This is a genomic window from Actinomycetota bacterium (assembly GCA_035765775.1).
In the GTDB taxonomy this organism is placed as follows: domain Bacteria; phylum Actinomycetota; class CADDZG01; order JAHWKV01; family JAOPZY01; genus DASTWV01.
In genome coordinates, this window is sequence record DASTWV010000055.1 from 192,251 (window position 1) to 208,755 (window position 16,505).

A 16,505-nucleotide genomic window follows, 5' to 3' on the forward strand; every position below is an offset into this window, starting at 1 on the left:
CCGGAGCACGGAGGGGCGCGGCGTAGACTGGGCGAACCATGCGGATCTCGGTCGGGATCAACGGCCAGCCGATCGACGCGGATGTCGAGCCCCGACTCCTCCTCGTCCACTTCCTGCGGGACATCCTGGCGCTCACGGGCACCCAGATCGGGTGTGACACCACCAGCTGCGGGGCGTGCACCGTGCTCCTGGACGGGATGGCGGTCAAATCCTGCGGGGTATTCGCCGTGCAGGTGGATGGCCGGGAGATCACCACGGTCGAGGGCCTGGCCCCCCACGGCCACCTCCACCCGATCCAGGAGGCATTCAAGGAGTGCCACGCGGTGCAGTGTGGCTTCTGCACGGCCGGGATGATGCTGGCCTCCATCGCCTTTCTGTCCCACCACCCCGACCCAAGTGACGAGGAGATCCGGTGGGCGCTCAGCGGGAACCTGTGCCGGTGCACCGGCTACGCCAACATCGTGAAAGCGGTGCAGTGGGCCGCCCGGCGCATGGCCGCCCCCGCCGGTGGAGCGCCGACCGGGGTGGCGGCAATCCTGGCCGCGGCGACGAGGGACCGCGATGGCAGCTGAGCCGGCCCGCCCGTCCCCGCCCGCCCATGAGTCTGCCCATGAGCCCGTCCACGAGTCCGCCCAGCGGGGCGCCATCGGGGCCAACCTGCCCCGGCGGGAGGACGACCGCTTCATCCGGGGCCAGGGCACCTTCGTGGCCGACGTCGCCCTACCCGGGATGGCCCACATGGCCATCCTGCGCAGCCCCATGGCCCGGGCGAAGATCCGCTCGATCAACGTGGCCCCCGCCTTCTCTCTCCCGGGGGTGATCGTGGTCGTCACCGGCGAGTTGCTCGCCACCCGCAACCTGGCGTGGATGCCGACGCCGTCGGGCGACGTCCAGCCGGTCCTGGCGGTGGGCGAGGTGTGTTACCAGGGCCAGGAGGTGGCCTGCGTCATCGCCGAGGATCCCTACACCGCCCACGACGCCCTGGAGTTGCTCGAGGTGGACTACGAGCCCCTCCCCGGGCTGATCGACCCGACCCAGGCCCTCGCCCCCGACGCCCCCCGGGTGCGCCAGGACAAGCCGGACAACGTCTGCTACTCCTGGGAGGCGGGCGACGCCGAGGCCACCGACCGGGCCTTCGCCGGTGCCGCCCGGGTCATCAGCCTGGACACCTACTACCCCCGCTGCCACCCCGCGCCCCTGGAGTGCTGCGGCTGCCTGGCCGACGTGCACGCCGTCGAGGGGAGCGCCCGGATCTACTTGACCTCCCAGGCGCCCCACGCCCACCGCACGATCCTGGCCGGGCTGGTGGGCCTGCCCGAGCACCAGGTGCGGATCATTTCGCCCGACATCGGGGGGGCGTTCGGCAACAAGATGCCCCTCTACCCGGGCTACGTGGCGGCGGTGGCGGCGTCGTTCCTGCTGGACCGCCCGGTGCGCTGGATCGAGGACCGCACCGGCAACCTCCTTTCCACCGGCTTCGCCCGTGACTTCCGCATGCACGGCGAGCTGGCCCTGGACCGGTCGGGGCGGATCCTCGGGCTACGGGTCACGCTGCTGTCCGACCACGGGGCCTTCTACGCCGACGCCCAGCCGGCCAAGTTCCGGGCCGGCCTGTTCCACATCGTGACCGGGTCCTACGACATCCCGGCGGCCCATGTCGCCGCCCAGGGCGTGTACACGAACAAGGCGCCCGGGGGGGTGGCCTACCGGTGCTCGTTCCGGGTCACCGAGGCTGCCTTCCTGATCGAGCGCCTGATGACCACTGCGGCCTCCGACCTGGGCGTCGACCCGGCCGAAATGCGCCGGCGGAACTTCATCCTGCCCGAGCAGTTCCCCTACCGGACAGCCACCGGCTTCTCCTACGACTCGGGCAACTACGAAGCGGCCCTGGACCTCGCCCTGGAGAAGGCGGGGTACGCCGAGCTGCGCCGGGAGCAGGCGGAGGGGCGCAAGAAGGGGCGCCTGATGGGGATCGGGATCTCAAGCTTCACCGAGGTGGCCGGTGCCGGGCCGAGCCGGGACTACGACCTGATGGGCATCAAGATGTTCGACTCCGCCGAGCTCATCGTGGCGCCCACCGGCAAGGCGATCCTCAAGCTGGGCGTCCAGAGCCAGGGCCAGGGCCACGAGACCACCTTCGCCCAGATCGTCGCCCACGAGCTGGGGATCCCGCCCGATGACGTTGCGGTCTACCACGGCGACACCAACAACACGCCCTACGGGCTGGGGACCTTCGGCTCCCGGAGCACCCCGACCGGCGGGGCGGCCACCGCCGTGGCGTGCCGGCAGCTGATCGACAAGGCCCGCCGGATCGCCGCCCACCTGCTGGAGGTGGAGGCCGACGACGTCGTGTGGCAGCCCGGCCGGTTCTCCCTGAGAGGGCTCCCGGAGCGGGAGGTCACCTTCCAGGAGGTGGCTGCCGCCGCCTACATGAACCCGCCCGAGGGCCTGGAGCCCGGCCTGGATACGGTCTCGTACTACGACCCGCCGCAGCTGACCTTCCCGTACGGCACCTACATCGTGGCGGTGGAGGTGAACGCCGAGACCGGCGAGTGGAAGGTCCTGAAGATGGTGGCGGTGGACGACTGCGGGGTACGGATCAACCCGATGATCGTCGAGGGCCAGATCATGGGCGGGCTGGCCGAGGGCTACGCCATCGCCTCGATGCAGGTGATCGACTTCGACGAGCACGGGGTCTCGGCCGGGTCCACCTTCGAGGACTACCTGGTGCCCACCGCCTGGGAGACACCCCGCTTCGAGCTGCACGAGCTGGTGACCCCCTGCCCGCACCATCCCTTGGGGACGAAGGGGGTGGGCGAGTCGCCGACGGTGGGCTCGCCGGCGGCCTTCGTGAACGCCGTGGTGGATGCCCTGGCGCCCCTGGGGGTGCGGAACATCGACATGCCCCTCACCTCCGACAAGGTCTGGGAGGCGATCCAGGGAGGCCGGGACTAACCTTTGCCCGAGGGCGGCGCGCTGGGGGTCGCGGTGCCCGTCGTGGCCGGCGTGGCGGTCTGGGTCGGCGCCGGGATCGGGGCGTAACTGAGGAAGCTCTGCGCCATGTGCGTGAACACCGGCCCGAGCGCGTTCTCGCTGGCGCTGTCGCTGGGGGGCTGGATCTGCAGTAGCAGCTGCACGAAGCGGGTCCCGTCCAGCAGGTAGTAGCCGTCGAAGTACGTGGTGGGGTTGGTGAGCGGCGCGTCCCACGTGAAGTGCCACCCGGGCAGGCCGCTGATCGCCACCGGGTTCTGGCTGACGATGTTCACGTCCTGGCCCAGGTTCTGCAGCAACGACGTCTTGAAGATGCCCAGGTCGCTGGACCCGTAGATGGCGCCGGTCAACGGGACGAACTGGATCAGCACCACATCGTTGTTCGGGTAGGGCGACGGCGGACCGAGCACCAGGGCGACTTTGGGATCCGGGTGGCTGAGCACCCGGGTGGTCCAGTCGCTGGGCCGGTCCATGGTGAACTGGAACTGGTCGTTGCTGTACTGGAAGTAGGTCTCCCCCGTGGGGCTCGGCGTGGGGCTGGTGGCGGTCCCGGTGTTTACCTTCGTGGGGTGCTTGCCCAGCTTCGAGATGACCGTCGTCCCGCCCACCACCAGGGTGGCGAGGACGAGCACCGCCGCCAGGATGAGGCCCACCCGGGTGATCACTGCCCGTGGGCCCCCGCGCGCCGGTTTGGCCAGGCTGCCGATGCTGAGGCCCTTCCTGGGCGGGCCTGCAGGATCCGCCGGGGGCTGCGCAGGTGGGGAGTCGCTCACAGCCTTGTTTGACGGCGCGGGCGGGGCCTGCGGTTCCCCCACTTCAGAGCTTGCCCCGTTGGTGGGCTCAACTCCCGGGTCGGGTGCCGGTTCTGAGGCCGGATCTGGGACGGGGGGCTCCTCGGGAGGGTCACTCACCGGGTCATTATTGACGAAACCAGCCGAGCCGCAGGCGGAGCGTCGGTCTCTACCGCCAGCGCACCAACTCCGCCACCTGCTGCAGGTCGAAGGTGTCCAGCAGGTCCAGGGCGATGTCCCGAGCCCGGGGATCCGACCCGCCCACGATCCGGCTCAGGATCTGCTGGGCGTCCTTGCCCCAGCCCAGGATGGTGATCGCCCCGACCTCACTGGCCACGAGGGCGGCGATGCAGGTGGTGACCTCGTAGGGCATGGCGTCCATCTCGGCCTTCAGGCGCTCCACCACCTTGCTGGTGTTCCCCACCCGCCCGGTCAGGCTGAGCAGGGCGGACAGCTGGCGCACCGCCCACCCGGACTCGAAGCGCCCCGAGGCGAACCAGGCCCCGAACACGGCCAGCTCGTCGGCGTAGTGCGGCTCGGCAGCGGCAGCCCCGGCGGCCGCCACGCGGGATTCCCACAGTTTCATCAGCCGGCCGAGGATCTCGCCGGGCACCCGCTCGATCTCCTGATTGCCCAGCATCTGGCCGATGTACGACATCGCGTAGGCCCGGTGGTCCGCCGGAGCCCGGTCGAAGAAATCCCCCAGTGGGCTGCCCTGCAGCGGGATGCGGCCCCGCAGGTACAGGCCGATGAGATGCTCCACCAGTCCCTGCCGGGGACGGGTCAGCATCTCGTCCGGGGCGATGGAGTCGATGGCCCGACGGTAGTCGTCGGCGAGCAGGTCGAAGACCTGGTCGAAGACCGAGGTCCGGGCGACGTAGCTGTCCCAAGCCACACTGCGGGCGTCTGAACCGGCGCCGTCTTCCCCTTCGTCGTTGGCCTCGCCCGCGCCGAAGATGGCGTCCCGATGCCCGATGGCCCACGTGGGATCCAGCATCAGCAGCCAGGGGAACCACTGCCCGTATGCCGCCCGCACCTCGGCGGCTCCGCCCGCGGCGAGGTGGGCCTCCAGGAGCACGCGCACCTCCGGCATCGTCTCCCAGCCGCTGCGGGCGATCTCCCTGCCCCGGGGGCCGCTCTCCACTTGCCGCCGGCGCCAGAGAGCGTAGCGAACGGCCGCCTGCAGGGCTTCGGCCGCCACCTCGGCATTGCCGGCGAGCACCTCGATGACCCCCCACGCCCGGTCGCCCAGTTCGTGGGGAAGCTCGACATCACCGGTGGTGAACCCCGCTCCCAGGGTGCGGGCGATGCCGGTGCGCAGGGCCACCGATCCCGACCGGGCCGCCTCCTCGAACAGCGCCAGCACCGGCTCCCAGGGGAAGGCGGAGCCCTGGCGGATCGCCTCCCGGAAGCCGGCGATAACCGCCCGGAGGTAGGCGTCGGGCAGGGCAGCCAATTCCCCGGCGTGGACGGCAAAGGGCTCCGGCCCGGAGGTGACCACCTCCGCCAGCTTGATCTGGAACCCGGCCTCGGTGGGTGCGCCGATGAGCCCGGGCGGGCGCCAGCGGCGGCAGAACACCACCAGCTCGGCGGCGGGGGCGGAGCGCAGCCACTCGGCCTGCTTGGGGGTGGTGAGGTCCACCGGCGGCTCCGAGGGCAGGAAGGCGAAGGCACCGTCCGGGGGCTCCGCCCCCGCCGCCTCCAAGGCATCCAGCCGGGTGGTCACCCAGCCGATCCGGAACGCCTCGGCGGCCTCCGCATCGTCCGGGTCGGCCGCCCAGCGCTCCGGCACCGGATCCCAGCGCGCAGGGGTGGGCCCGGCCCGGACGGCAGCCCGGATGCGCTCCCGCTCCTCCTCACTCAGGGCAGGGAACCGGCTCCGGGCCAGCAGGAGCCATTCCCGGCTGGTCACCGGGTCGTCCAGCAGGGCGACGTCCGCCAGGCGCTCGTCGGCCGCCGCGGGCGCGTCCTGGGGGAAGGCCGCCAGCAGGTGGAGCGCGAGGCGCCGGAAGATCGCCCACCCGCGGGTTTCCAGCCGGGCGCACAGCTCGGAGAGCATGCCGGGGTTCTCCCGGGCGGCCAACTCAGCTGCGTCCCGCAGGGCGGTGACCAGCGGGGAGCGCACGGTGCGGTCGAGGTTGCGGGGGTCCTCGTTGATGGCCGGCCGCCACAGATGCGACCCGTCCGGCCCCGGAACCGGGTCGGGTTCGGTGGTCGAGAGCACGAGGGCGCTGGCGACGACGTCGGCCAGCAGGTCGAGCGCGGCCAGAGGGGCAGCGGCGGTCACTGCGGGCATGTGCTCCTTCAGAATGTCCACGTAGTCGAAGGCACTGAAGCGGGCGCAGGGCTGCGGCCGCGCCGGGAGCCCCTCCTCGGCCGCCGCCCCCCGGGGAGGCGGGGCGGTGTCTGCCAGGAGCTCCAGGAGCACCCGGGCGAGGGCGATCGCCGCATCGGGCCGGCCCCCTTTGGCCAGCGCCGCCATCAGGGCACCCAGCTTCTTGGGCAGCATCACGTGGTAAGGCGACGAGCGCAGCCACCCTTCGGCCCGGGCCGCCAGGTCGGCTGCCAAGTCGGGGGGCAGGGCGAGCGCCGCGTCGGTCAGATCTTCTTGGACCAGGGAATTGTCCGTGTCCGGGATGGCCAACGCCACCCGGTGGACGGCGAACGGGTCCACCCCCGCCATCTTGGCCAGGTACTTCGAGTCCGGCCAGGGCGGGGCGCCGGAGACCCCGGGCAGGTAGTGGTCAATCAGGCCCGGCGGGTTCCGGAAGAAGCCCTGCTCGTGCAGCGGGTCGATCCACCGGGGGTTGTCGAGGCGCTCCAGGAGTGTGATCCGCTGCAAGGTGGACCCTCCCAGGGCGGCGGCCCGGGCCAACTGCTCGGGCGTGGGCAACCCGGGCTGGTGGAGCTGGCGGGCGAGCTCGTCGGGATCGGAGGTGGGCCGCCGGCACGCACCGCGCTCGCACACGTAGGCGATGGCCCCTTCCGCTGGTTCGGGACGGCCGGCCAGAAGGGGGGAGGCGATGCCGGGTTCGCCCGGCGCCCGGCCCACCAGCACCCGGTTGGGGATGAACCGGGCTTCGACGACCCGCCGGAGCGGGGTGGCATCCGGTCCGACCAGAACGATCTCCCGGGGGCCGGCGAGGTGGTAGTCCAGGGCGGCGTAGAGCATGGCGCACCCCTGGGGCGCCCCGGCCATGACCGGCTGCGCCGCCTCCAGGATCTCGACGCCCAGACGCTCCAGGCCGGCATCGCCCAGCACCGTGCCGAGGCGCTGCAGGACCAGCGAGGCCACGCCGTTGGCCGAGGGCGTCACCCCGTCGATCAAGTCCTTGCGGCGCAGCACCAGTGCCTCACCGTCGTCGGGGGTGGAGAAGATCCCAGCGATGCCCTCGGGACTGGTGTCCGGACTGGCGTCGGGGCTGGCGTCGGCGAAGTGGGCCACCAGGTACCGGGCGAGACCTTCGCAGGCCTCGAGCCAGCGGCTTTCGAAGGTTGCCTCCCAGAGCGCGAACAGGCCGTCGGCCAGGTAGGCATAGTCCTCGGCCAGGCCGGTCCCCGCCGGGTTGCCCCCGGTGGCGAGGTGGAACAGGCCCCCGGTGTTGGTCCGGGCACGGTCGAGGAGGAATGCCGCCGCCGTGCGGGCGGCTTCGACGAGGTCCGGACGGTCAAAGGCCCGCCCGGCCTCGGCCAGTGCCCCGATGGCCAAGCCGTTCCACGACGTGAGGATCATCCGGTCCACGGCCGGTCGGGGACGGCGGGAGCGGGCCTCACGCAGGGCCGCTCGCCCGCCCTCGGGAGGGACGTCGCCTGCGGCGCTGAGGACCAGGGTGTCCCCGGCGGGGCCCCCGGTGGGACGGGCGGGGTTCCACGGCGCGGTCCCGGTGAAGAAGGCCGCCGCCTCGGGCGCGACCTCATGGACCTCGGCGGGATCCCAGCGGTAGAAGGCACCGTCGGCGGGGGTTCCGTCAGCGGTGAGCGACTCGGCGTCCTCACCGGCGAAGAAGGCCCCCTCGGGCGAGCGGAGGTCGTTCACCAGGTAGTCCAGGGTCTCCAGGGCCACCCGCCGGAACAGCGGGTCCGGCCGGGACTGCCAGGCGTGGGTGTACGCCCGGGCCAGGAGGGCGTTGTCGTGCAGCAACTTCTCGAAGTGCGGCTCAGCCCAGGCTTCGTCGCTGGCGTAGCGGTGGAACCCACCCCCGAGCTGGTCGTAGATCCCGCCCCGGGCCATGCGGCGCAGGGTGAGGTCGGCGGCGCCGTGCGCCCCACCCGGGCCCCGGACCGCGGCTCGCAGCATCAGGTCGGCCATGCAGGGCTGGGGGAACTTGGGGGCCTCGCCGAAGCCACCGTGCACCAGGTCAGCGGTGGACTGGATGGCCAGGATGCCTTTGTCCCAGAGCTCCTGGCTCAGCGCCCTGCGCTCGGACAGCGCCGCATCCCGGGCCCGCATCTTCGCCACGACATCGTCCGCCTGGTGGTCCAGCTGCGCCCGGCTGTCCTGCCATTCGTCGGTGACCGACTCCAGCACTGCCCCGAACGACGGCAGCTCATCCCGGGCCGACGGCGGGAAGTAGGTGCCCCCGAAGAAGAGCTTGCGCTGGGGGGTGAGGAAGATGTTCATCGGCCAGCCGGCGTCGCCCATCAGGGTCTGCAGGGCCTCGAGGTAGGCGGAATCCAGGTCCGGACGCTCTTCCCGGTCCACCAGGATGGCAATGAAACTGGCGTTCAGGCGCTTGGCGATCTCCGGATCGGCGAACGACTCCCGGTGCATGACATGGCACCAATGGCAGCTGGCGTAGCCGATGGAGACGAAGACCGGCTTGTCCTCTGCCACGGCTCGGCTCCATGCCTCTTCCCCCCAGGGGTACCAGTCCACGGGATCCTCGGCGTGCTGCAGAAGGAAGGGGCTGGTCTCACGTGCGAGTCGGTTGGGCATGGCGGCGGATACTCCTGGGCTTGTCCACGGCGGGCCGGGAATGGCGATCGCGGGAGGCGCGACCCTTCCATGCTATCCAGCATTCTCCGCTGCGAGGAACCCAGGCGACCCCAGCAGCCCGGTGACGGATTCCTCGAGCCGAAGGCCGGCCATGCCGCAGCCCACGTCAAGATGACGGCTTCCGCCGGCGGTGCGCCGCACCCCGCTGCCCCACCGCGATCTTCGCCCGGTCCAGCGTGGAGCGCACCGCCGCCTCCCACACCGGGCGAACAATCCTGGCGCCGTAGATCCGTCCGAGCACCCACAGGTCCGCGCCCAGTTCCCCCCGGTACGTCAGGGTCGATGTGGCGCCCTCCCCGGTCGGGGCGAGGACGAACTCCTCGAGCACGTGGGGGACGGGTCCCGCCAGCAGGCAGAAGCAGATGCGCTCCGGGGGCTCGAAGCGCACGGCCCCGACATGCGCCCCAGGTAGGGTGCCGCGCCCGCCCGCGGGTGCGCCCCGCCATCAACGGGGGAGTCAGCCGTCGCCGGGATCCCGACTCGGGGGGCCGTCCGCAAGTGCGGCCGCGGCATCGCCGCGCCGGACCAGGCCCACCAGCTTGCCGTCCGAGGTGGTGATGCAAACGTTGGGCAACCTCCGCTCCTGCATGACTCGGGCAAGCTCGGCGGCGCGCCTATGGGGCCGGAAGGTGCTCGGGCCGGGCCGCATCGCCTGCTCGGCGGTCCGGGAGGGATCGCCGGCGAGCTCGGCCGCCCGCAGCAAGCCCAGGACGACCTGCTCGCCGTTGAGCACCACGCAGGCGTCCCACCCCTGCGCCCGCACGCGCCCGGCCACTTCCCCCAAGGGATCGCCCAGGCCGCAGGTAGGCACGTCCCGGCGGGCTAGGCCGCCGCCCCGGGGCTGCGCCGCCCCCGTCCCCTCGGTCGCCAGCCCGGCCGCCATCCAGTCGAGCTTGCCGGCGGCATAGTCGTAGACCTGGGAAAAACCGAGGCTTTCGAGCCGCCACGCGGCCCGCGGGCTCAAGTCTCAGGCGCCATCCCAGCAATAGACGACCACCGCCCGGGCGGGGTCGAGCTGCGTGGCGGCCTCGGCCTCGATCCGGCGCAGGGGCAGGTTGACCGCGCCCGGCAGGTGGTCCTCCTCGTACTCGCGGGCGGGCAGGACCTCCACCAGCTGCGCCCCGGCTGCTGCCAGGCGGAGGACCTCCTGCCGGTCGATGCTAGCCGGCACGGCCCACCGCACCCGATGGCAGCCGGCAACCGGTTTCAACCGCGGTACGGGCTAGTGCAGCAGGGTGTGCGCCGCGGCAGCCGCCGCCGAGACCACACCCCAGACCACCGCGACCGCGATGGCGATCCGGGTGGAGGCTCACAGGCCCCGCCAAGGCGCCAACAGCCGGCGGCCCATCCCGCCGCGGGTCCCGCCGCCTACCGCCGTTCTGCAAGATCTTCCAGCCATTGCTCACCCCTTCCGTGCGGGCCGATCGCTGCCCGGCGATGACGCCGGCCGTCCCGGCGGACCGGTGATGCATGCACAAGAACGCCACCGGCTGGGCGCCAAGGCGAGCATGCACCTCTACGCTGGCCCCGGGAGACAGGTCGGTATCGATTCCCTGGGCGGCCACGGAGACGCTGCGGGAGAGTCCGGCCGACGTTGTGCACACGTAGGGTGACGGTACCCGTTGCCAGGCCACTCACACAGCGGGGGGCGAAGACGACGTCCCCCGCCTCGATCGAGGTGGACCTTACGGCTCCGGGCGCGGCCCCGTGGTTGGTCAGGGGGAGGGAGCCCGCTGTCAACTCTGGACCCGGCGATCGGTGCCGCGTGGTTGCCCACCGGGAGGGCGATGAGCGTGTGGGTCGAGGTTGAGGTGCCCGTGGCCGTAGGCAGAGGTGGCTGCGTGGCGCAAAACAAAGGCGGGCGGCCCGGAGGCCGCCCGCCCACGAAACGAGAAGTGCTAGTTGATGGTGTCGTAGTTCCGGCGGTTGTACACCGAAGCCTGCTGGTAGCTGGTAGTCCGCTCCCGGTTGACGAACTTGGCCCGGCCACCCATCTCCACCGGGTAGCACGTGGTCTTCAGGAGGTCGCTGACAGCCGACGGCCCGGCCACATGGCCCTGGTTGTAGCCGTAGTCCGGGATCGTAGCTGACGCCTCAACCGACAGCGGCTCGCCCGATCCGCCACCGCCCCGCCTGAACAGTCCCATCCTGCACCTCCTGAGAGTGATGCGTGAGTACTGAAACCTACCTAGTCCTGCGCTGCCACTGTACTGCCACCCGGGGTTCTGGTCAACGCGAGCCCCGGCGGGCGGGGCCGGCTGCTAGTCCACCTCCATGTCCTCGTCGTTCGGCCCGGGCAGACCACCTTCCCGTGTGTTGGCGATGAGGTCGCTGACACTCTGGCCCGGGTTCAGCATCTTGCCTTCCCGCTCCATGGTCTTCTTCCAGGCCGCCGAGAGACGCTGCCCGGCGGCGTGCGTGTTGTGGGTGGCCTCGTTCTCCTCGGCGAAGGTGTCCAAGCCGCCGAAACCGATGCCCCCCATGGCGGATTCCATGGTGGCCCGGCCGATGGAGGCCTCGCGGTCGGCGCGGTCCTCGCCCATGAAGAACGCCGCCTCACGCCCGGTAGCGCCCCACAGATTGCGCAATGCGGAGAGCGCGTTGGCGCCCTCCTTCGGCAGCTTTGACGTGGCGTCCTTGCTGGCCTCGTCGTCCTCGTTCGACCTCATAGCCCGACCTCCGCCGACTCGTGGTCCAATCGGAACCCGCTTGAACCCAGACTAAACGCTGTTGAGATTTGCCTTTACGGCAGCTTCATCGCAGCGTCGAAGCGGCGCCCCACCTCGTCCCAGTTGATGACGTTCCAGAAGGCCTCGATGTACTCCGGCCGCCGGTTCTGGTACTTCAGGTAGTAGGCGTGCTCCCAGACGTCGAGGCCCAGGATCGGGGTGTCGCCGCCGATGAGGGGCGAGTCCTGGTTGGGCAGCGAGTAGAGCACCAGACGCTTGGCGGAGACCACGCACCAGGCCCAACCGCTGCCGAACTGGTTGGCGGCGACGGCGTTGAAGCGACCCTGGAACTCCTTGAAGCTTCCGAAGGAATCATCGATGGCCTTGGCCAGCGAGCCGGTGGCTTCGCCGCCTTCGCCCCCGAGGACGGTCCAGAACAGGGAGTGGTTGGCATGGCCACCGCCGTGGTTGCGGATCGGGCCCCGGTTGTCCTCCGGGACCCGGCCGAAGTGGCGCATCAGGTCGTCAACCGGCATCTGCTTCAGTTCCTGGTCGGTCAGCTGGTCCAGGGCGGCGTTGAGCTTGTCCACGTAGGTCTGGTGGTGCTTGGTGTGGTGGATCTCCATGGTGCGCGCGTCGATGTAGGGCTCGTTCGCGTCGTAGGCATACGGCAGTGGCGGCAGCGTGTGCACTCCCATGCAACCCTCCTTCGATTTGGCCGGTCAAGAGGTACCGGCAGCGAGCGGTCGATTCCCAAACTGTGCAGGCAACCTAACTACTTACCCATCTGGGGGCGATCCCACTGGGGCCACCCCGGAATCGGCACTCTACCCCGTGCGCTCAGGCCTCCCCGTCCAGCAGGCGGCGGTCGCGGAACAGGATGACGCGGACCTCGTCGCCCGCCCGGGCCACCGCCGTTCCCGCCGGGATCACCGCCAGCCCGTTGGCCCGGGACACCGTAGCCAGCAGGTGCGACGCCGGCGGACCGGTGGGCCGCGCCCGCCAGGCGCCCGCCTCGCCCGTCACCCGCACCCGGCTGTAGCGGGTCTTCTCCGCCGGGCCGGCGACGTCCTCTTCCAGAACCGCGGTCAACTCGGGCCGGGTGATCGAGCTGTGGCCCATCATGGTGAGGAGAGCCGGGCGGATGAAGAGCTCGTAGGACACGAACACCGACACCGGGTTGCCGGGGAGGCCGAAGAAGGGCTTGCCCTCCACCAGTCCGAAGGCCTGCGGGGCGCCCGGCTGCATCGACACCTTGTAGCGCTCGATGGTGCCCATGCCCTCGAGGATCCGCTTGACCACGTCGCGCTGGCCCACCGAGACCCCGCCCGAGGTGATCACCACATCGGCGTTGGCCAGCCCCTCCAGCATCGCGGCCCGCAGGCGGTCCTCGTCGTCCTCCACGATCCCCAGGCGCTGGGGGAGGGCACCGGCCTCGGCGAGGTTGCCCCACAGGGTGAACGAGTTGGCGTCGGCAATCTGGCCGTACTTTGTGGGTGCTCCGGGCTCGACCAGCTCGTCGCCGGTGGACAGCACCGCCACCCGGACGCGGGGATGCACCAGCGCGGTGGCGTGCCCGGCGCTGGACAGGACGCCCAGTTCGGCACCCAGGAGGCGGCGCCCGGCGGCCACCACGACGTCGCCCCGGTGCAGGTCCTGGCCGACCGGCCGGACGTACGAACCCTCGGTGAACTCCTTCAGGACCGAGACGCGGTCGCCCTCCTCGATGCACTCCTCGATGGGGGCGATGCAGTCGGCTCCCTCCGGGACCGGGGCCCCGGTGGCGATCCAGATGGCGGTGCCGGTCTCCACCCGCTCGGTAGGTGGATGGCCGATGGGGGCGTCGCCGATCTTGCGCAGGGTGACGGGCGAGCCGGCGGACGCCCCGGCGAGGTCCGCGGCCCGCACGGCGTAGCCGTCCATCGACGACGACGGGAACGTGGGGACGTCGAAGCCGGCGGTCACGTCCTCGGCCAGCACACAGCCCCACGCCTCCACCAGCGGGAGCGCCACCGGAGGCAGCGGCTTGACGGCGTCGAGGATCCGGCGCTGCGCCTCCTCGGGGGTGCGCAGCGAGCGCCGCTCGTCCATTTCCATCAACCCGCTCACTCCATCAACCCGCTCACGAGGCGACCACCGGGCTCGGCCCTCCTTCGGCAGGTGAGTCGATGCCGATCCAGCGCTCACCGTTCGGCCCGATCTCCAGCTTCCACACCGGCACCCGGCGCTTGACCTCGTCGATCCCGTAGCGGGCGGCCTCGAACGCCTCGCCCCGGTGGGGGGCCGACGCCGCCACCACGACGGTCTGCTCGCCCACCGGCAGGGTGCCCACGCGGTGCAGGATGCACATGCCGTTGAGCGGCCAACGTTCGGCGGCCTCCCCGGCGATGCGGGCCAGCAGCGGCTCGGCCATGTCCCGGTAGACCGAGTAGTCCAGCTGCTGGACGCCCTCCCAGCCCTCGCTGTGGTCCCGGACCGTGCCGACGAACACCACGGTGCCGCCAGCCCGGGGGTCGGCCACCAGGTCCATCACCTCGTCGATGGAGATCGCCTCGGTGCGGACACCGCTCGTGATGCGGGCCCCGGCGCCGCCGGCCACCGGGGGCAGCAGCGCCACCTCGTCACCGTCGGCGATGGGGTGGTCGTGGGGCACGGTCTCCAGGTTGACCGCCACGGACACCCGCTCCAGGATCGGTGCCGCCTCGGGCCAGGTGCGGGCCACCAGCGCCACCACCTGGCCGGCGGTCATGCCCTCCTCGATCTCCAGCGCCTGCTCGCCCGCGCCGGTGGTGGAGGCCAGCCCGCCGAACATGAGCAGGCGGATCTGTATGGTCCCGGGGGCGGTCATCCGGCTCATCATAGGCATGGCCTGAGCGCTATCCCGGGCCTAACCGGCGCTCACGCGCTCGCCCGCCGTGCGGGTGTCGATCCAGCCGCCGGGCCGGCCGCTACGGGCCGCCAGCAGGCCGGCCAGCACGGACAGGGCAATCTCCGGGGGTGTCTTGGCGCCGATGTTCAGCCCCACCGGCGACTGGACCCTGCCCACCTGCTCGTGGGGCACGCCGGCAGCCTTGAGATCGGCCAGATGGTGGCCGGTGTGGCGGGCGCTCCCCATGATCCCCACGAACCGGGGCGCGTGCACCAGGAGGGCGGCGATCTGCGCGGCGACGTCGGGCGCGTCGTGGTCCGTGCCCACCACCTCCATCTCCACACCGGGCATCGGGGCCAGCGCAGCCGGGTCGGCCAGGACGTGGTGGGCAGCGGCCCGGTGTTCGTCGGTGATCCAGCTCGCCCGGGACTCCACCAGGATCGTCTCGTAGCCCAGGTCCTTGCCCCAGCGCAGCATCCACAGGGCCACCGGGGTGGCCGCCAGCACCACGAGCCGGGGCCGGCGCAGGTAGGGCTCGAGGTAGACCTCGACCGTGCCGAGGTCGTGGTGGTAGGTGCGCAGCACGGGCCGCCCGGTGGTGAGCACATCGACGGCATCGGCCGCTGCCGAGACGTCGAACTCCGAACACCCGAGCGTGCCGGACAGCGGCCCGCCGGCGCCCAGGAGCAGCTTCTGTCCCGGCTGGCAGGGCGGCGCCCCGTCGGTGCGGATGGCGGTGGCCAGGAGAACCTCTTCCCCGCCGGCCAGGTGCTTCGCCAGGTCGAGGGTGACGTCGGAAGGGCCGACGCCCACCAGTGCCCCAGCCGGTGGGCCGGGGGCAGGCGGAGCCGGGATCGGCTCGGGCGCGCCCTGGTCGTGTGCGTGGTCGTGTGCGTGGTCGTGGTCGTGGCGGTGTTCCTGGGGAGGGCCCGGCGCCGTGGCGGCGGGAGCACCCGCATCCGCGTCGGCCGGCAGGGCGGTCTGGCTGGCGGTGTGCTGGGTATGCCCAGCCAGCAGCTGCAAGGCATGTGGGAGGACGTCGAGAACCGTGGTCAGGTTCTCCACGGCGCCCTTGGGGCTGCCCGGAAGGTTGAGAACCAATGCCTCACCCACCACGCCGGTCAGCCCGCGGGAGATGATCGCCATGGGGCTTGCCTGGCGGCCGACGGCCCGCATGGTCTCTGCCAGGCCGGGCGCTTCCCGGGTCATGATCGTGCGCGTCGCCTCGGGCGTGACGTCCCGGGGACCGAGCCCGGTTCCCCCCGTGCTGACCACCAGGTCGGCTTCGGAGGCCATCCGGGCGAGGGCGGCGGCAATCTCGGGGACCTCGTCGGCCACCACGGCCGTGGAGGCGATCTCGAAGCCAGCCTGGGTGAGCACGTCGGCCAGCGCCCGGCCCGAGTCGTCAGTGCGCGTACCGTGGAACACGCCGTCGCTCACCGTGAGAATGGCCGCCCGCCGCCTGTCTTCCATGGTCGCCCTCTCCCTCTCGCCGCCCGAAGCCACCCAGGTCCCGCGCACGCATTCTCCCCCAGCGGGTGCGCTATGCCCCTCCGGTTGGCCTTCGCCGTGCGCCTCGCCGTTGCGCCTCGCCGTTGCCTACCGCAGAGACAACGAAGAGAGGGAGGTAAAATTTCTACAAGGTTTCGGAACTCTGGGCCCGGGAAGTTGGGGTGGGGGCACATCCGGCGTCCCCGGTGCTCCGAATCAGGTCGGCACCAGCTTGTGGCGTTGGGTCGACGGTGCGATCTCAGGCTGGAGTCACTAATTTTTGGGCTGGCGTAGGATTGTGAGCTTGTAGGTAAAAGGTGGTCAGAAACGACGGAAGGGTCAAGGGGATGGAAATTCCGGAAACTGTAGAGGACCTGGCAGATATTCTGTTGGACCAGAACTACCTCGCCGATCGCGGCCTGGCCACGTCAACGTTCCTGGCGCTGTGCCTCGGCCGCCCGCTGCTCCTGGAGGGCGAGGCCGGGGTCGGCAAGACCGAGCTGTCCAAGGCGATCGCCGCCGCCTTCGGGCTGCAGCTCATCCGGCTGCAGTGCTACGAGGGCATCGACGCCAACCAGGCCCTCTACGAGTGGGACTACACCCGCCAGCTCCTCTACGTCCGCACCCTGACGGAGTCCTCGCTGGGCGACAAGCAGGCGGTGGACGACATCTTCGGCCCCCGCTTCCTGGTGGAGCGC

14 protein-coding genes are annotated in these 16,505 nt (G+C 71.3%); 3 read left to right on the forward strand and 11 right to left on the reverse strand.

Translation table 11 applies throughout. The features are described 5' to 3' along the window. Nucleotides 1-38: 38 nt before the first annotated feature. Both VFW71_13180 and VFW71_13185 read left to right on the forward strand, forming a co-directional pair. Nucleotides 39-572 (forward strand): (2Fe-2S)-binding protein, encoded by a 534-nt coding sequence (locus tag VFW71_13180; GenBank protein HEU5003712.1) that lies wholly within the window; start codon nt 39-41, stop codon nt 570-572. Continuing rightward, a complete protein-coding gene (locus tag VFW71_13185; GenBank protein ID HEU5003713.1) occupies nt 562-2,955 on the forward strand; it encodes an aerobic carbon-monoxide dehydrogenase large subunit in 2,394 nt (797 codons plus the stop codon). Before VFW71_13180 ends, VFW71_13185 begins: the two co-directional genes overlap by 11 nt. Here the strand turns inward: VFW71_13185 and VFW71_13190 are convergent. From VFW71_13190 to VFW71_13240, 11 genes are all read right to left on the reverse strand, one after another. Next, the gene (locus tag VFW71_13190; protein ID HEU5003714.1) at nt 2,952-3,644 is read right to left on the reverse strand and encodes a hypothetical protein; all 693 of its coding nucleotides are present in this window, start codon (nt 3,642-3,644) and stop codon (nt 2,952-2,954) included. The genes VFW71_13185 and VFW71_13190 overlap by 4 nt on opposite strands. A gap of 307 nt (nt 3,645-3,951) precedes the next feature. Beyond that, nucleotides 3,952-8,718 (reverse strand): thioredoxin domain-containing protein, encoded by a 4,767-nt coding sequence (locus VFW71_13195; GenBank protein ID HEU5003715.1) that lies wholly within the window; start codon nt 8,716-8,718, stop codon nt 3,952-3,954. Nucleotides 8,719-8,884: 166 nt separating this feature from the next. Next, on the reverse strand, nt 8,885-9,166 hold the full coding sequence (locus tag VFW71_13200) for a hypothetical protein (GenBank protein HEU5003716.1): 282 nt from the start codon (nt 9,164-9,166) through the stop codon (nt 8,885-8,887). Between the two features lie 69 nt (nt 9,167-9,235). Continuing rightward, nucleotides 9,236-9,742 carry a CBS domain-containing protein gene (locus VFW71_13205; GenBank protein ID HEU5003717.1) on the reverse strand — a complete coding sequence of 169 codons (507 nt, stop codon included), beginning with the start codon at nt 9,740-9,742 and terminating at the stop codon, nt 9,236-9,238. 3 nt (nt 9,743-9,745) lie between these two features. Continuing rightward, the gene (locus VFW71_13210; GenBank protein ID HEU5003718.1) at nt 9,746-9,949 is read right to left on the reverse strand and encodes a rhodanese-like domain-containing protein; all 204 of its coding nucleotides are present in this window, start codon (nt 9,947-9,949) and stop codon (nt 9,746-9,748) included. 727 nt (nt 9,950-10,676) lie between these two features. Beyond that, nucleotides 10,677-10,925, reverse strand: a complete 249-nt coding sequence (locus VFW71_13215; GenBank protein HEU5003719.1) for a hypothetical protein — start codon at nt 10,923-10,925, stop codon at nt 10,677-10,679. Between the two features lie 114 nt (nt 10,926-11,039). Further along, on the reverse strand, nt 11,040-11,447 hold the full coding sequence (locus VFW71_13220) for a hypothetical protein (protein HEU5003720.1): 408 nt from the start codon (nt 11,445-11,447) through the stop codon (nt 11,040-11,042). 74 nt (nt 11,448-11,521) lie between these two features. Then, nucleotides 11,522-12,145, reverse strand: a complete 624-nt coding sequence (locus VFW71_13225; protein HEU5003721.1) for a superoxide dismutase — start codon at nt 12,143-12,145, stop codon at nt 11,522-11,524. A gap of 142 nt (nt 12,146-12,287) precedes the next feature. Further along, a complete protein-coding gene (gene glp / locus VFW71_13230) occupies nt 12,288-13,544 on the reverse strand; it encodes a gephyrin-like molybdotransferase Glp (protein HEU5003722.1) in 1,257 nt (418 codons plus the stop codon). A 25-nt stretch (nt 13,545-13,569) separates the two neighbouring features. Continuing rightward, complete coding sequence (locus VFW71_13235) at nt 13,570-14,295, reverse strand: molybdenum cofactor biosynthesis protein MoaE (protein HEU5003723.1); 726 nt, start codon at nt 14,293-14,295, stop codon at nt 13,570-13,572. A 39-nt stretch (nt 14,296-14,334) separates the two neighbouring features. Further along, nucleotides 14,335-15,789 (reverse strand): molybdenum cofactor synthesis domain-containing protein, encoded by a 1,455-nt coding sequence (locus tag VFW71_13240; protein HEU5003724.1) that lies wholly within the window; start codon nt 15,787-15,789, stop codon nt 14,335-14,337. Nucleotides 15,790-16,154: 365 nt separating this feature from the next. On the opposite strand from VFW71_13240, the gene VFW71_13245 reads away from it, so the two are divergent. After that, on the forward strand, nt 16,155-16,505 hold a 351-nt coding region (locus VFW71_13245), incomplete at its 3' end, for a MoxR family ATPase (protein HEU5003725.1).

Coding starts and splice junctions, on each gene's coding strand:
- VFW71_13180 (HEU5003712.1), top strand. CDS start 39: ATGCGGATCTCGGTCGGGATCAACGGCCAGCCGATCGACGCGGATGTC.
- VFW71_13185 (HEU5003713.1), top strand. CDS start 562: ATGGCAGCTGAGCCGGCCCGCCCGTCCCCGCCCGCCCATGAGTCTGCC.
- VFW71_13195 (HEU5003715.1), bottom strand. CDS start 8,718: ATGCCCAACCGACTCGCACGTGAGACCAGCCCCTTCCTTCTGCAGCAC.
- VFW71_13215 (HEU5003719.1), bottom strand. CDS start 10,925: ATGGGACTGTTCAGGCGGGGCGGTGGCGGATCGGGCGAGCCGCTGTCG.
- VFW71_13220 (HEU5003720.1), bottom strand. CDS start 11,447: ATGAGGTCGAACGAGGACGACGAGGCCAGCAAGGACGCCACGTCAAAG.
- VFW71_13225 (HEU5003721.1), bottom strand. CDS start 12,145: ATGGGAGTGCACACGCTGCCGCCACTGCCGTATGCCTACGACGCGAAC.
- glp (HEU5003722.1), bottom strand. CDS start 13,544: ATGGAAATGGACGAGCGGCGCTCGCTGCGCACCCCCGAGGAGGCGCAG.
- VFW71_13235 (HEU5003723.1), bottom strand. CDS start 14,295: ATGACCGCCCCCGGGACCATACAGATCCGCCTGCTCATGTTCGGCGGG.
- VFW71_13240 (HEU5003724.1), bottom strand. CDS start 15,789: ATGGAAGACAGGCGGCGGGCGGCCATTCTCACGGTGAGCGACGGCGTG.